Genomic DNA, 16,607 nt, shown 5'->3' with positions numbered 1-16,607 from the left:
ACTCAATTCAATCATTCTTGCGGCATATATATCAACTAGATCATATGTTTCATATTTCGTAAGGCGCGGGGCACGAAACGAAAAATATATCTAACTGCTGATTGTACTCTTTGCTTGTACATAATTACGCAACTAATTACGCAACTAATTACGCAATGTCGAAATTTATTTGTTCATACCGTACTTAACACCGTCAAATGGATAAAAATTATCGGAGCGCGGAGAAGCTGGCTCATGCCTTATAGAACGTTCAGTTCCAAGCCTTCCAGTAGTTCTTAAATGAGGAATATCACAAAGATCGTAAGGCGTAGTTTCGTACACCCAATTAAGCCAGTTGCGCCAAAGCAAATTCGCGTGTGCACGCCAAGAAAATAGTGGCTCTAATTTTGGATCGTCATTAGGGAAATAGTTGTAAGGGAATGGCACGTTGCTCAAACCTTTTAACATGTCACGCTCATATTCCTGCGCAAGAGTCATTTTACCGTATTCCCAATGCCCGAGCGCAAAAACTTCAGAAAAATCACGCGTAGCAACTAAGCCCGGACCAGATTCGGGACCATACGTAAGAATCTGTAAACGCTTATCTGCAGAAATGCTGTCAACATCAACACTCGCTATTCTAGAGTGCGGTTGTAAAGCGATTTCATCAAAACCATTTGTAAGAAAACAGTACTCATCCTGCAAATATTGCGGGAACACGCCAAAAACTTTTTTGCTGAGAACATGCTTTTTTATGCCATATCGGTAGTAAAGCGCACCCATTGCGCCCCAGCACAAATACATTGTTGAGAAAACGTGTGTTGATGCCCAGTCAAGAATTTGCGTAAATTCGTGCCAGTAGTCAACATCCTCAAATTCCATATGCTCAACAGGAGCGCCCGTCACAACAAATCCGTCGTAATAGTTGTTACGCAGTGCGTCAAGATTTTCATAGAATTTTACTAAATGATCAGCGCTAACATGCGTTGATACATGCGTAGAAGTTTTCATAAAATCGACGTCGACTTGCAAAGGAGACTTAGAAATGAGTCTCAAAAGCTGAGTTTCTGTCTCGATTTTTTTGGGCATAAGATTCAAAATCAACAAACGAAGTGGTCGAACATCCTGCTGTTCTGCTTCTGGGCGCTCCAACGCAAAAATTCGCTCAGCATCTAATATGCTTCGCGCTGGCAATCCTTCAGGAATCTTAATAGGCATGTGTTTATTATACCCCACACTTGTTTATGTTTATTGTGTATACGTCACTCATGTGCACGAATCGTAAAATTCTAACTAAATACAGTAAGACACGCCCGAAAGTTGACAAATTTAAATTTGCACCTATCGTAGATAGAGCTGCTAAAAGTAGCCGACGCGGGGTGGAGCAGCTCGGTAGCTCGCTGGGCTCATAACCCAGAGGTCCATGGTTCAAATCCATGCCCCGCTACTAAAGCCAAGAATCACACAAATTTCTCACGATTGTTGTGGTTCTTGGCTTTTTTGTTTAATACTACATAAGTCGCCAAAAACGCACCATCGCACAATAATCAATAAAGAAGAATTGCAAGACGGCGACGAGCGCGAGCAAGACGCTCATCATCTGCAGGAAGCATTGCAAAATACTCAAGCATACGAGAACGAATAGCATCCGCATCGCTCTTATGACCAGCTGCAAGGAAGTCAAGCAGTCTCCCGAAAGCGTCATCAATATGACCGTCAATCATATCTACATCTGCTACTGCAAGCTGCGAATTTAAATCATCCTGATTATCGCCAGCAGCCTTTCTAACAGCAGCAACATCAGTATTAGTATTACGCGAAAGCAGCAAGGCCTTTGCATGCTCACGCGACGCAATCACATCATGAGGATCTGCTTCCATTACTTTTGCATACTCGCGTGCAGCACCTTCATAATCACCCTTCATAGCAAGCGAATGAGCTTGCTCATGAGCAGGCGGAACACTCTCAACAGAATTATTCTCGGAACTATCTTGATCTGCGTCTTTAGATGCTTCAGACTTTTCCTCAACTGATGCCTCCACAAAAGGAGCAGTTCCAGCAACGCCCGAGCGTTCAGCAACCTGAACCAATTGCGGCAAAATAGTGCTACAAATCTGCTGTAATTCCTCGTCGCTAGGTAAACCTTGCACAATAGGCATAGGACGTCCGCCAATTAAACCGTAAATTGCAGGAAGCTGCTGCGCTTGCAAAGCTTGAGCAATACTTGGGCTTTCATCAGAGTCAATACGAGCTAACTGCATGCGACCGTCAAGCGCGTTAACGGAATCCGCTAATTTCTGCGCAACATCATAATAGGCTTCGTCACTAGCTTGCCAAAGCAAAATAACAATTGGGAAACTTACGGACGTTTGCACCATCGCTTGAAAAGACTGCTCATTAACATCGATTACATAGCCGCCAGCTTTTGGAGCAGAAGAACCAGTAGAGCCCGATGCAGCTTTAGCAGCTTGCTTAGCTTGAGCTTCTACGCGACGCTTTACGCCTTCTAAATCTACAGCCCCAGCAAGCGAAAATCCGCCAGGATTCATGCCTTGCGCTTTGCTACTCACCATTTTTCCTCTTTTCCAAGCACACTAAATTGTACTTACAAAATTTATAAAGCTTCTACTTTAATAGGCTGACGCTCAGCACCAACAGGAATAATCTTCATATGAGAACTAGCTGGAGGAACTACTAGAGCAATAACATTTACATAAGTTACTCGCATAGTACCTTTTGCTTTACCGTCGCCAAATAATGCTTTTTCTTCATCAGAAGCAGGACGAGATTCACGCCCTTCGCCAGCTTTACGAGTCCACACAGAATCTATGCGAGCAACAACCAAATCGCTTCCATCGCTTGAACGCATAATGCTTATCTGTTTGAGATTTGGCGTAAAGACTTGTTCTTGGGAGCCTTTATTTCGCTCCATTCCAGCTTGCACTGCTTTAGAAAGTTCAACTAACTTTTTACGCAAATAATCGTCAGCAAAATGCTTTGCATACTTGCTGTTTTCACCATTTTGTAAAACGTCAGCGTACGCAGCTACTGCTTCGTCTGGAGTCATCACCAAACCAGTATCGTTAGATTTACCCATTGAAGAACCAATACTTGGCACAGCAAATTTAGGAAGATGCACTCCAGGGAATAAGCGAGCGACAGCCCAAAGTTTGTAATTCGAACGCGCTCTCTGTTGACGTAAAACTAGCAGACGTTTTGACTGCTGATCTTTAGTAGTAGTTGTAATAGTCATTAAATCTCTTGGCCAACCAGAATTAGTTGGCACAATGGTTTGTGCAGCTTCACGCGGAATAGTGGTCTTAGGATCTAAGTTCCCAGTTTTCTTTGCAATAGTGAGCTCGCTCGTGCGAATGTCAAGAGCAGGTCCAGAAACTGCTTTAGATAATGAATCCACATCTTTTTCGTCGTTTGCTTTTTCTAGCTCACGAAGCAAACCTAAGCGGATATCTTTTTCTTGAAGCATAGTCAAATTAGGTAACTCTTGACTACTGCGCGCTTCAGCAGGTTTCGGCACCTGCCCATCGCAAGCAGATAATCCAGTTACCATAACCGTTGATACAACACATGCTATTAATGTGACTATATTGTTGCGCAATACGCCTCTATTTTTACTTTTTACGCGGTGAATATCGACATTAGTATTACGCATTTTACTCATTTCCTCGCTCACTTGAAGAATTACCGCGGTAGCCTTTCACATTTTTTCTGTAGCGACCGTTACCGCCGTCTCCTCTAAACCCATTTCGTTTTATGCGAGACTGCTTATCGTTGCTATTTTTAGACGAATTTTGACGTTTATCTGATTCTGAGTTGCGATAGTTTTCGCGATCATTAGGCTTTTTCTTAGTAGATTCATGCGAAATCTTGCTACTAATATCTGAAGGCTTAGCTGTTTCCAAACGTTTCTTTGCAAACTTTTCAGAATTATTAGCATTGTTTCTATCATTCTGACGGTTACGTCTCTTGTTATTCTGCTGAGCATACTTATTTTGCTGCTGACGCTTATCCTTATGTTCGTTCAGATTATCGCTATATGACGCTTTTGCATAAGATTTTTTCTTATTTCGCGGAGTCTTAATATTTTGAGAATTTCGCTTATATTGCTTATTCTCTGGATTTTCTGATTCTGTTGGATTTTCAGAATATTTCGCGTTTTCTGCATCTTCCGCGTTTGCAGAATCTTCCGCGTTTTCTGAATCATCCTGATTTTGCAAATCATTAAACTCATCATCAGAATTATCTAAGTTATCTAAATAAGAATTATCGTCATGTTGCTGCATAAAGCGCGCAGCAAACGCAAGCATTTCATCTTGCGCAATAACGGTAGTTTCAGCCAAAGAATCAGTAGATGCAACTGCTGTAGAAGCAGACGCAACACGAGTTATTTGCATACCATTTGAGTCGTCACTTTGCATTGAATCTTTACGACGATGTGCATGAGTCCCGTGCCTTGCGTGGCTTCCAGAATCCTTCTTACGACGTTTGTGGCCGAAAATACCAGACATAGTTCCAGAAATTGCTTCAGCAAAGGTAACTTCGTCACGCTGCGCAGACTTTACTGTCAACGCTCCTGAACGGCTAGCTATTAATTGCTTATTACGACGACGATGCGGAGCCATTGCAAAAATAGTTGCAGAAAGTATAGCTAATACTGCAAAAAGCGCTCCTACAAAATATAACGGCGTTGCAAAATCTGGAATTTGATTACGACGCCACCGCAATTCTACGGAAGCCTCTGGTACATTATCTCCTAAATCAATTAACAAAACACGTCTAGCTGCTTGCGAGCGCAGTGAAGAAGAAGACGCATCATGACTATTTGACTTACTAGAGCGAGTGCCCGATTTAGGCATTGTGCCGCTTGCAACAGCATGATCATACGACGCAGAACCAGAAGATTGAACATAATCTGCAGTATTTATTGCCAATTTCGCTAAACCAAGCTGGCATGTAACTATAGGCCATAAATTAGATTCTTGGAATTTTACGTCAGGATCTTTAATGTCAACAGAGCCTTCCGCTTGCATAGAGGTTCTACCAGACATTTCAGAAACTGAAAGATTATTCCAATCGCGCAAACCAGTAATTCTTTGTACTGGAGAACCTGCCACCCAGCCTCTTACGTCTTTTGTTAAACCTACTGCAACACAAATAGGCTTACGCGTATGCAAAGCCGCAACACTAATACGAACCCTGTTATCTACAAGATTCAAAACACCAGGATCAGTGACAATATAACGAGTTCCAGATACTTTAGCGTACGCAATAACCACGTTGCTAGGCTTCCAAAATGTTGCGTTAGCAACACCGAGAACAACACTTAATACTGCAAGCAAAGCAAAAAATGGAGCTACAACGCCGCGCATGATTTTACTGCGCAAAGTGAGCCGTCGCATTGGTCGTCGCATTGGTCGTCCTTCTGTATCAGAAGCATCTTCTATATTTGTCATAACGATACTATTCTACAATCTTTTAATATTACTTGCATGTTTTGATGTAAAAATCAGCGTCAGGCGGTAATGTGAGGCTATGAAAAAAATCAAAACATTAGGACAAAAATCTCTTTTACTTCGCACTTTCGCAACTATTAGCGCAATAGCAATGTGCGTAGTGCTCGCTTCCTGCGGAGAAAGTTCCAACAACAACAAAAACAATTTAATTGATGAGAACGCTCAAAAAGCTGGAATGCAGTTGATGGAAGGCATAAGCGCATCTGGAGAGCTTGGAAAAAAGCCTAAAATAACGCTGAAAACGCCTGTAAAAGTAAATCAAAATACTTACGCTGTTTTGCAACGAGGCAACGGAGAAGCGATTGAAGAAGGCGATCGCGTATGCTCTCAGGGCATTGTGTTTGACTCCAAAACAGGCAAAGAGCTTATGAATACTTGGGAAAAAGGCAAAGTTGATTGCTCAATTTACATTAGTAAAAATTCTACAAGCCGCCCATATTACGCTTTGATTAAAGGCAAGAAAATTAATTCTACTATTGCTTTGGGCGTAAGCGGAGGAGCCAAAAATCCTTCATATATTATGGTTCTTACAATGGTTTCGCGATCAAAGGCTATAACTAGAGCAACAGGCAAAGCTGTTACGGACATCCCTGCAAATTTGCCGAAAGTAACTCTTGATAAATCTGGAGCCCCAAGCTTAGATAAAAATAACTACGTGCCAGACGGAAAGCTTGTTTCTCAAACTTTGATTGAAGGAACTGGAAAAGAAGTAACTGCAAAAGACACAGTTTCCGCTCATTACACTGGTTGGACCACCGATAAAGACGGCAAACTGCATCAGTTTGATTCTTCTTGGCTTCGCGGCATACCTGCAGACTTCCAACTTGCTGGAGGAGTAATCCCTGGTTGGACTAAAGGCTTAACTGGAAAGAAAGTCGGCTCCCAAGTTCTTTTGGTAATTCCACCAGAAGATGGCTACGGTAAAGAAGAAAAGAAGGATGCGCGCGGAAACGTAACTATTCCTGCAAACGCAACACTTTACTTTGTAGTCGATATTCTCTATGCTTCGTGAGATTTGTAAATTTTGCAAACTGTTGCAAAATTAACTAGCGATTCATAAATAACAAACCCCTCCTTTACGAGGGGTTTTTACATATTTAGAGCACATATTTAGAACACGTATTTAGAACAGACGAAGATCGTTGGACTCAACTCCACGCATTTCATCGTAATCCAATATTAAGCAAGTAAATCCACGATCCTCAGCCAAAACGCGAGCTTGCGGACTAATAGTTTGCGCTGCAAAAATACCTCTAACCGGCTTAAGTAACGGATCTCTATTCAGCAACTCACAATAACGCGTAAGTTGCTCAACACCGTCAATACCACCATGTCGCTTAATCTCAATAGCAACATGTACACCATCCGCATCTTGAGCCATAATATCCACTGGTCCGATAGGCGTAGGATACTCGCGGCGCACCAACGTAGCACCATCGCCAATTCGCTCAATCTGCTCAGCCAAGTAGCGTTGCAAATGATCCTCAACACCATCTTTAACCAAGCCAGGGTCCTCACCTAAATCGTAAGTATTATCGCTATAAACATGCTCGAGCGAAATCATAAGCAAATCATCGCTTTTAGCGGCAGCAACGCGCAAAATACAGCCATCTACAACAATGCCAGCATCAGATTCATCGCTATCTTCTTTACGCAGAACACGCATAGTACAAGGAGCTACCATCCAATTAAGTGGTTTATACGCACCAAGCTCAGAAAAAATAAGTACGCTGCCATCTGCTTTAATAAGCAACACTCTCTTAGCTAAAGGAAGCGTGGCATTTAATCTACCTGTATATTCTGCACTGCAATCTGCAACAATAATTCGCACACAGCAAGCATAACAGAAATCAAGTAAAGAAGTACCCTACTTCCCCAATGCTTCAGCTAAATCGCGATTCTGCCAATGTTGATGCAAAGCGCAGTATCCGCCAAACAATACAAGCCACACTAGTCCGCCAATCGCAGAAGCTCGCGTATCGTCACTAATAAACAAAGTCACATACACAAAAACAAAGAACGCTATAGTAATAGAATTCAAAAGCTTATAATGCGGCATAACGAAGCCGTCTGGCATAAAATCAGCGGATTCACGATACTTTCGATGCGTAACCATAATCAAAATGTAAATCATGATTATCACTGCAGAAGAAGCAGAAGCAAACAAAATAAACGCGCCATGAACGCCAGGAATCGAATTAATAATTGGCGAAAGAAGAATTAAAGCAGACGAGAACAAAATCGCGCGAGCAGGAACCTTTGTGCGCGAAACCTTACGCAACTTACCCAAAAGAGGCGAAGGCGACTCAAGAGCAATCTGATACATGTGGCGACCTGCAGAATACAGCAAAGAATTAAGCGCAGAAGATGCAGCCGTAATAACCACAAAGAACACAAGCGCAGAAGCCCAATGCAATCCAGCGTATTGGAACACCATAATGAATGGTGACATAAATACGCCTTCTGCATTCGTAGCCTTAAACTGCTGCCATGGCACAATAAGCATAATCGCTATGAGAGCACCAACATAGAAAACCAGAACGCGCACAATAATCTCGTTAACAGCCTTTGGCAAAACCTGACGAGGATTCTTAGTTTCCGAAACAGTCACACCAACAAACTCAATAAGCTGATACGCGTAAAACACCATTTGGAAGCTCATTAAGAAAGAAAGCCAGCCGTTTGGCATAAGCGAGAAATTGTTGAAAATATTATCTAATCCAGCGTGACCAGCAGGACTTATTACGCCACCATGCAAAGGAGTTGCAGAGTAATGGTAACCAATTAAAGCCATAACTACGGCTGTAACAATAAGAGCAACAATTAGCGTGATTTTAATCATTGAGAACCAAAACTCAGTTTCCCCAAATAGCTTTACAGCCACCAAATTTATGCACACTAAAGCCGCTAAAAATACTACTTCTATCAGCCATTTCCAATGACTTACGTCAATGTCAAAAGTTTGGAAGAATGTGACGCAATACGTACTAACTGCCGTAATTTCGCTCATACCAATAAGCACAAGCACAAACCAATACGACCATCCGGCAAAATTACCCCAACCTCTGCCAAGATAACGTGTAATAAAACTAATAAAAGTATGCTGGTTCGGATCCTTATACATAAGTTCGCCAATGCCACGCATCAGCAAGAACATAATCAAGCCCACAATAATGTAAACGAATACAATACTTGGACCTGTTAAGCTAATAGATTTTCCGGAACCAAGGAACAAGCCTGTGCCAATTGTGCCGCCGATAGCAATAAATTGCACATGACGCTTGGTAAGACTACGCTCCATTTGGTTTGTATTGCTACTTGCATTTTCTTGCGCAGATACGCTAGAAGCTTGGTTTGAAGATTGATTATGAGAAGATGTGCTATTGTGCGTCTCTGCAGATTCTGTTTGTTTAGAATCTACATTAATGTCACTATTCACAGTCTCACTCATTATTACAACTCCGTTCTTTAGTAGCCACGAATTTCTAATTTTATAGGGAACCCTTAACTATTCATTTACGCATTCCACAATTCTCGCAACTATTCCACACTTTTAAGCGAGCTTACTGGATCTATGCGATCCAAAGCTGGATTGGTAGCCCATTGCACAATTAACGCAAAAATTAGCGTCGCAACGCCAGAAATGCAATAGCTTAAAGGAGCTACTTCAACTTCAAAATACAACGATGGCATACGAAGCGCGCTAGTCAACAATCCTGCAATAAGCCTTCCTAATGGCAATCCAACAGCAATACCGATAACAGTTAAAGTAAGCATTTCTTTATGCACATAGGAATGAACTTCTCTACGATAAAAACCGAGAACTTTCAGCGTAGCCATTTCGCGAGTACGTTCCGAAATATTAGTACTTGCAAGAGTAAAAAGCACAGCCAAAGCTAAGCCAGCAGCCAAAGTTACGATTAAAGCAACAACAGCATTCATAAGATCAAAACTAAAAGCATGCTTCATACGCGTAATATTCATAACAGCAAGCACACCGTCACGTTCAGAAACATTGTCTGCATATTTAATTTTATTATTATCACTACCGCGCAAACGCAAAATTAACGCATTATGTTTCAAAAGCTTACTGTTTTCACCATTAAACAAACGATCGTAGCAACGTTCAGTCATGTAAATATTAGAACCAATAAGATTACGAACAATAGCTTTAACTTTAACCTTCGCACGCTTAAAACTAGTATTCGTCACATTAATTTCGCTACCACGAGTAATGTCCAGAGATGCAGCAGCGCTTTGAGAAAGCAACGGACCTTCATCCGTAAGTTTAATAGTTTGCAGGTTATTGTTCACATCCTGCAAATTTACAAGATGAGACAAAGTTTTCGTGTCTTTTACAACAACCAACTGAACGCTTTCTGAATCCTCAACATGACGACTATTCGACTTATTTGATTGATTTTTAGCTATTTCTCCAGAGCCCACATAAGCCGGAAGAATAGTTTCTACTTTATTATTTGACTTGTCTTGCTCAACGCTTTTCTTCATATTTTGAAAAGATCCTGGAGCTGAGATAGAAATCATATCGTATCGATAAATTCCCTCGTATTGGCGAATACCCAGGGTAGCAACAGTATCGTTCAAAGCAAGACCGCAAACAATAAGCGCTGTGCAACCGGCAACTCCACCGATAGTCATGCACAATCTGCCTTTGAATCGCGCCAAATTGCGTACAGTAACCTTATTTAAGAAACTCATTCGCTTCCAAATCCAAGGCAACCTTTCAAGAAGAACGCGAGAACCAGCTTTTGGAGCTTTTGGCCTTAACAAAGCTGCAGGAACTTGCTTTGTTTCTCGCCAACTAACAACGATTGTGCATATTGCAACAGGAATCACAAATGCTAGCACACACAAAGAGCCATATAGCCAGTCATACTTCAAACTAACGTCTGGAACAGCGTATAAACCACGCAAGATTTTTAGTAAAAGTGAAGGGATTGCAAGAAAACCCATAATATCGCCAATTCCGCCGCCAACAAAGCACGCGAATATTGCGAAGAAAGCATGTCTTGTTACTGCAGTAGAACGACCGTATCCCAAACTTAAGTAAGTGCCAATAAGCCCTCGCTCTTCTTCAACCATACGAGCCATAGCAGTTAAACTCATCATCATTGCTACAACAAGAAATACTGCCGGGAAAGCGTATCCAAGTGACTGTATTGAAGCAACGTCAGAACGCAAACTAGCATAACTGTCGTTAGCTATGCGAGTAGATATATGCCATTGAGCTTGAGGAACACGTTTTTGAATCTCTGACTTAATTTGTTTACGAATTTGCTCCTTTGCTTGCTCTTTAACAAAATTTGGAGCGCGCTGAAGCCTAGGATCGTTTGCAATAATATTTTTTAATTCTAAATTAACTTGTTTGTCGATAATTTGATTACGTCGAGCTTTTTCGCGTTTAGATTGCACGCGTTCTTGAATCTGTTCAGACGCATCGTCGACAATGCCACGATAATCTTTAGAAAAAACATTGACATGTTGAGCATCATTCAAACGCACCGATATTGCCGTATACGGCAAGCTAGTCACGTTATCAGGAGCAGCAGAAGTAAATATTGGATATCTAGACGTCACAGAGTTGCGAAATGCTTTAGATTGATAGCCATCAGGATTGTTTAAATCGTTGCTATCTAGCACGCTACCAGTTATGCGCAAACGATAAGTTTTAGACTTTGAATTAGAAGAATCACGACTTCCAACGCCCGCATTTTGCCGCATATTGACTACTATCACATTGCCAATGCTCAAGCCACTATCGTGTAAAAATCGCTGAGTTACAACAGCTTCACTATTATTTTTAGGCATGTTGCCCTTAAGCAAATGCAAACGATTAAGATTTTTTTGCGATTCTACATAATGCACGAAATTCATTGCGTATGAAGACTTTGTATCATCTGTTGCGTGCGCTGTTGCTTTCCAAGAACGCTCTGCTTCAACTTCACTCACACTTGGCAACGCGCGTAATGCTGCAACATCGTCTTTAGTTAAACCAAGAGTAGATACGATTTGCAAATCATAAGCATGCAACTTCGCATACATATCGTTAGTAGCAAGAAACATGTCGTTGCATCCTGCATAAATACCAGTCATAACAGCAACGCCAAGCATTGCAATAACCGCAAGAACGCAAAAGCGGCGCCATTCGCGAACCCACATTCTAATTGCGCTAATAAATACTATTGGCAGCAACGAATGCATGCGCTTAATTCCACCGGCATTATTGGCATTTTTATTATCAGATTGCTTTGAAACTGCTGCTACTTTCCGCATAACAACCACCTAATCACCACTCAATATCGGCTATAGCCATAGGATGTTCTTGCACAGTTTCGTCTACAACTTTTCCAGAACGGAAACGAACAACTTTGTGAGCCATAGGAGCAATTGCAGCATTATGAGTAATAATCAGCACTGTCATGCCTTCAGTTCGGCAAATATCTTGCAATAATTGCAATACTGCCTTACCTGTTTCATAATCCAAAGCACCAGTAGGCTCGTCACATAGCAATAACTTAGGTTTTTTAGCAAGAGCGCGCGCAATAGATACGCGTTGCTGCTCACCGCCAGAAAGTTGCGCTGGGAAATTATGTAGCCTTTCTTTCAAGCCAACATCAATAAGCGTTTGAGCAGGGTCAAAATGATCTGCACAAATTTGCGAAGCTAACTCTACATTTTCAAGAGCAGTTAAATTTGGAACTAAATTATAAAATTGAAAAACAAAACCAATGTCTTCTCTGCGGTAGCGAACCAAATTACGACCTTTTAGCTTAGTAACATCGCAATCACCAACAACAACACGACCGCTTGTTGCAGTATCCATACCGCCCAAAATATTTAATGCTGTAGTTTTTCCCGCGCCAGATGCACCTAAAATTACTGTAAGCTCACCACTTTGTGCAGTAAAACTGGCATCATCCAAAGCTCGCACAGCACTAGAACCTGATGGGTATTCTTTCACTACATGATCAAAAGTTATATATGCCACAACGCACCTTCACAATATGAGAAACTATAAAATTCAACTTCTATTTATTTGTATTATTTACCGTTATATTTCGTACTATTTTACTAAATGAGCGCAAAATTCGCTAACTTACTTCAGCGACGACACTCCACATCTTTCCATGCAATATGCATTACCAAGCCAAGTATGACGAGAATTTGGCCAAACAGCACCTAAGCGAGGAGCACATTGACTCATCCATATACTCGGCACACGCCCATCTGCGCTTTGCGAACCAAGCAAATTAAATCCATTCTTGCTTTCAAGCCAATCTGGATGTTGTGTTGCAATAGCAAGCCCTTCTTCCAGAGTAAGAGGCAAACGCTCATCAGAATCAATAAGTTTACGAGCAACATCAGGCTCTCGATTCAAATACGATGAGCCAGTATGTGGATCGACGACTATATAGAACGGGCCTTCAGGAAACTCATACCCGTCTTTAGGAAGAAAACTTATGATATCTCGCGGAGGCATAGTGGTGAATCCAGCCATGCGATTAATACTCGTACGAGAAATCAACGATTCGGGCGAAACTAATTCACGCGTAGGAACCAATAAAATATTCGCACCTAAACTACTATTTTCAAGCGCACACAATATAGGATTTGCCAACTTACGAAAAGCATCGGCACTCATATCAGCCACATCCGGATACCCAAGTGCCACTATACGATCGAGTTGCTGCTGTATTTCTTCAGATGCTATTGACATAATTCCAGTTTACGCAAAATCTTACATAATCGCGAGCGCAATATAACCATAATTAGTTTAGAAAATTACGCTTTTTAGCAATAATTTCCGCCAATTGCACAGCATTTAATGCAGCACCTTTTCGCAAATTATCGTTAGTGATAAAAAGTGCCAATCCCTTATTTCCATCGACTGCTTGGTCTTGCCTAATTCTGCCAACATAACTTGCAGATTTTCCGGCTGCTAGCTGAGGAGTAGGAATATCGTTAAGTTCGACTCCCGCAGCCTTGCTCAATACTTCGCGAGCCATGTCTGGAGTTACATCGTGCTCAAACTCAGCGTTTACGCTCATGCCGTGACCAGTGAAAACACCTACGCGCACACAAGTGCATGAGGCTGCAAGATTTGGCAAATGCAAAATCTTACGGCTTTCATTGCGCAATTTTTGTTCTTCGTCAGTTTCTTCAGATCCGTCATCAACTATTGAACCGATAAAAGGCACTACATTAAAAGCAATAGTACGAGCAACTTTTGTAGGTTCAGGGAAATCTATTGCTCTACCGTCGAAAACGAGTTTATCTGCTCCTTGGTTTAATGCAGATTGAGCCTCATTCATGAGTTGCAAAGCACCGGCTCGACCAGCACCAGAAACAGCTTGATAAGACGAAACAATTAAACGTTTTAATCCAAAAGCATCAGCAAGCGGCTTTAATACAGGCATGCAAGCCATAGTTGTGCAATTTGGATTTGCTACTATTCCTCTTGGAATAGTATCTAAATCTTCAGGGTTTACTTCCGCAACTACCAAAGGCACATCGTTATGCATACGCCATTGCGAAGAATTATCTACTACAATTGCGCCAGCTTCAGCGAATTTTGGAGCCCAAATTTTTGAAGTTCCACCGCCTGCAGAAAAAATAGCTATGTCAATTCCGTGCAAATCTGCTTTTTCTACATCTTCTACGACTACGTCTTTGCCACGATATTGCAAAACTGTGCCAGCAGAATGAGCGGAAGCCATAAAACGTAAATCTTTTATTGGGAAATCACGCTCGTCAAGCACTCGACGCATTACCATACCAACTTGGCCAGTTGCGCCAAGTACTGCCACATTCACGCCTTTTTCGTTGATAATTGTCATCAATACTCCCTTAAAAGTAAGTACGTATAATTTCTACAGTTTTTACAATTCTACAATTCAAATAATTTAGTTAATTTATTAATTTAATAATTTAAATTGCTTCAGCGCCCGCTTCCGCCGTACACTACTGCTTCAACTTGGCTTGCATCCAAACCGTAAGCAGTATGCAAAGCGCGAACAGCTTCATCAATTTGTTCAACAGGAACCATGGCAGCAATACGAATTTCCGAAGTAGAAATCATCAAAGTATTTATACCATGCTCACTTAGCGCAGTGAAGAAGGTAGCAGCCAATCCTGAATGTGTTTTCATACCAACGCCAACAACAGCTACTTTTCCTACTACTGGAACGACATCCATAGAAGTAAATTTCAATTCATCATGCGCTTCTTCTAGAACTTTACGCACTGCTTCCATCGACGCTCCTGGAGCAGTAATAGAAATATCTGCTGTACCAGTAGAAGCACTTGCTTGCGCAATCATGTCAATATTTACATTTGCTTTTGCAAGAGTTGTAAATACTTTCGCAGCCATGCCAGGAATATCTGGAATACCGCGAACAGTAATCATTGCCTCACTGCGATCATGAGCAACGCCAGAAATAACAGGAGTTTCCGGACCTAAATCAGGAAATAAATCGCCCATAGTCGAAAGAATATCATGGTTTACCATTGTTACCGCCCTTAAGCTCGAAGATTATTTGACATTATTTATTAATATTTAGTTTTGTATTTTCTAATTCAGATTAGGCAAATCGTTCGGATTAATATTATTGGGAACTATAAGCGTTCCGTTCCTATGCGAGAATGAACTTCTAACATGAAGAGGCATACCAAAACGCTGAGCGTACTCAACACAACGCAACGCAAGCACGCGCGAACCGCAAGATGACATTTCAAGCATTGAATCATAATCGATTACAGGAATACGTTTTGCAGTTGGCACAATACGTGGGTCCGCAGTAAATACTCCATCTACATCCGTGTAAATCTCACATACATCAGCACCTAAAGCAACCGCAAGCGCTACAGCGGAAGTATCCGAACCGCCTCTACCGAGAGTTGTGTCATCTCCAACTTCATTAATTCCTTGGAACCCGGCAACAATTGCAACACTGCCTTTGCTAAGAGCTCTTCTGACACGATCAGGCTTAACCGCACGAATATGCGCAGCTCCAAACTGAGTATCTGTCATAAATCCAGCTTGAGAACCAGTAAAAGAATAAGCATGAGATCCTTGGGCATGAATAGCCATTGCAAGCAAACTCATAGAAATTCGTTCGCCTGCTGTCATAAGCATATCCATTTCGCGAGCAGGAGGATGAGTATTTACACTCATTGCTTGATCAATTAAATCGTCAGTTGTATCGCCCATTGCTGAAACTACAACAGCAACATCATTTCCTGCTGCTTTTGTAGAAAGAATGCGTTTGGCAACACGTTGTATGGAATCTGTATCTGCTACAGAAGAACCACCGTATTTCTGTACGATAAGTGCCAATTTTTACCCCTCGCTCATGTCAAATTGATAAACGCACAGGATATGCCAAATAATGGCTTCAATATCAGACTACCAACTATGCCCTATTTATTGATAATGACATGCGCGCATAAAAACAATATTCAAAATTACACAGATTGACGACCAGAAAATGCACGACCTAAAGTGATCTCATCCGCATACTCTAAATCTCCACCAACAGGCAATCCACTTGCCAAGCGAGTAACTTTAATTCCTAGAGGATCGAGCAATCGAGCCAAATACGTAACAGTCGCTTCGCCTTCTATATCAGGATCAAGAGCAAGAATAATTTCTTGAACTTTTTCATCTTTAAGACGCTCAAGTAATTGCGTAATTGCTAAGTCTCCCGGCCCAACATTTGCCATTGGGTTAATTGCACCACCAAGAACATGATAAACACCTGAATACTCATGAGTTCGCTCAATACTCATAATGTCTTTAGGTTCTTCAACTACGCAAATTTTGCTATGGTCACGTCGAGGATCTGCGCATACTATGCAAGGGCTCTGCTCACATACGTTTCCGCATACATCGCAAAAACGCACACTTTCTTTCATGTTATTAATTGCGTCTATTAGCTCTTGTACATCTTTATCCGAGGAAGAAAGTAGGTAAAACGCAATACGCTGAGCGCCTTTAGGTCCAATCCCTGGAAGCTTTGAAAATGCTTCAATTAAGCGACCAATTGCTCCGTCATATGACGATGAATTATGCACTGT

Annotated in this window: 14 protein-coding genes and 1 tRNA gene; 2 read left to right on the top strand and 13 right to left on the bottom strand. The window is 41.5% G+C overall.

Annotation, left to right across the window (positions count from 1 at the left end):
• Window positions 1-165: 165 nt before the first annotated feature.
• Window positions 166-1,197, bottom strand: coding sequence for a homoserine O-succinyltransferase (locus ACJV2T_RS00475; RefSeq protein WP_415689004.1), 1,032 nt, complete (start codon window positions 1,195-1,197; stop codon window positions 166-168).
• A 155-nt stretch (window positions 1,198-1,352) separates the two neighbouring features.
• Here ACJV2T_RS00475 and ACJV2T_RS00470 point away from each other — a divergent pair.
• A tRNA-Met gene (locus ACJV2T_RS00470) sits at window positions 1,353-1,426 on the top strand.
• 100 nt (window positions 1,427-1,526) lie between these two features.
• Here ACJV2T_RS00470 and ACJV2T_RS00465 read toward each other — a convergent pair.
• The 3 genes from ACJV2T_RS00465 to ACJV2T_RS00455 are packed head-to-tail and all read right to left on the bottom strand — an operon-like array spanning window position 1,527 to window position 5,450.
• Entirely contained in the window at window positions 1,527-2,552 is a 1,026-nt protein-coding gene (locus tag ACJV2T_RS00465; protein WP_419398836.1) for a tetratricopeptide repeat protein, read from the bottom strand.
• Window positions 2,553-2,593: 41 nt separating this feature from the next.
• A complete protein-coding gene (locus ACJV2T_RS00460; RefSeq protein WP_419398835.1) occupies window positions 2,594-3,658 on the bottom strand; it encodes a DUF8094 domain-containing protein in 1,065 nt (354 codons plus the stop codon).
• Window positions 3,651-5,450 carry a hypothetical protein gene (locus ACJV2T_RS00455; RefSeq protein WP_419398834.1) on the bottom strand — a complete coding sequence of 600 codons (1,800 nt, stop codon included), beginning with the start codon at window positions 5,448-5,450 and terminating at the stop codon, window positions 3,651-3,653. The genes ACJV2T_RS00460 and ACJV2T_RS00455 overlap by 8 nt, the downstream gene beginning before the upstream one ends.
• 79 nt (window positions 5,451-5,529) lie before the next feature.
• Between ACJV2T_RS00455 and ACJV2T_RS00450 the strand changes: the two genes are divergently transcribed.
• Window positions 5,530-6,522: an FKBP-type peptidyl-prolyl cis-trans isomerase gene (locus ACJV2T_RS00450; RefSeq protein ID WP_419398833.1), complete on the top strand. Its 993-nt coding sequence runs from the start codon at window positions 5,530-5,532 to the stop codon at window positions 6,520-6,522.
• A 111-nt stretch (window positions 6,523-6,633) separates the two neighbouring features.
• On the opposite strand, the gene nucS is transcribed toward ACJV2T_RS00450, so the two are convergent.
• The 9 genes from nucS to recR form a co-directional block, all read right to left on the bottom strand.
• Entirely contained in the window at window positions 6,634-7,341 is a 708-nt protein-coding gene (gene nucS / locus ACJV2T_RS00445) for an endonuclease NucS (RefSeq protein ID WP_415683203.1), read from the bottom strand.
• A 36-nt stretch (window positions 7,342-7,377) separates the two neighbouring features.
• Window positions 7,378-8,811: an amino acid permease gene (locus ACJV2T_RS00440; RefSeq protein ID WP_415683545.1), complete on the bottom strand. Its 1,434-nt coding sequence runs from the start codon at window positions 8,809-8,811 to the stop codon at window positions 7,378-7,380.
• 239 nt (window positions 8,812-9,050) lie between these two features.
• The gene (locus tag ACJV2T_RS00435; protein WP_419399076.1) at window positions 9,051-11,732 is read right to left on the bottom strand and encodes an ABC transporter permease; all 2,682 of its coding nucleotides are present in this window, start codon (window positions 11,730-11,732) and stop codon (window positions 9,051-9,053) included.
• Between the two features lie 85 nt (window positions 11,733-11,817).
• On the bottom strand, window positions 11,818-12,519 hold the full coding sequence (locus ACJV2T_RS00430) for an ABC transporter ATP-binding protein (RefSeq protein WP_116431974.1): 702 nt from the start codon (window positions 12,517-12,519) through the stop codon (window positions 11,818-11,820).
• A 108-nt stretch (window positions 12,520-12,627) separates the two neighbouring features.
• Window positions 12,628-13,248, bottom strand: a complete 621-nt coding sequence (locus ACJV2T_RS00425; protein ID WP_004574183.1) for a DUF5701 family protein — start codon at window positions 13,246-13,248, stop codon at window positions 12,628-12,630.
• Between the two features lie 52 nt (window positions 13,249-13,300).
• On the bottom strand, window positions 13,301-14,368 hold the full coding sequence (locus ACJV2T_RS00420; RefSeq protein WP_419398832.1) for an aspartate-semialdehyde dehydrogenase: 1,068 nt from the start codon (window positions 14,366-14,368) through the stop codon (window positions 13,301-13,303).
• A 101-nt stretch (window positions 14,369-14,469) separates the two neighbouring features.
• Window positions 14,470-15,039, bottom strand: a complete 570-nt coding sequence (locus tag ACJV2T_RS00415) for an ACT domain-containing protein (protein ID WP_004105778.1) — start codon at window positions 15,037-15,039, stop codon at window positions 14,470-14,472.
• A gap of 63 nt (window positions 15,040-15,102) precedes the next feature.
• Window positions 15,103-15,867: an aspartate kinase gene (locus tag ACJV2T_RS00410; protein WP_288230963.1), complete on the bottom strand. Its 765-nt coding sequence runs from the start codon at window positions 15,865-15,867 to the stop codon at window positions 15,103-15,105.
• 128 nt (window positions 15,868-15,995) lie between these two features.
• A complete protein-coding gene (recR, locus tag ACJV2T_RS00405) occupies window positions 15,996-16,604 on the bottom strand; it encodes a recombination mediator RecR (protein WP_391496164.1) in 609 nt (202 codons plus the stop codon).
• Window positions 16,605-16,607: the final 3 nt, after the last annotated feature.

This window comes from Gardnerella phocaeensis (genome assembly GCF_048545075.1).
Classification (GTDB): Bacteria; Actinomycetota; Actinomycetes; order Actinomycetales; family Bifidobacteriaceae; genus Bifidobacterium; species Bifidobacterium vaginale_J.
This window is presented reverse-complemented; position numbering and strand designations above follow the sequence as displayed.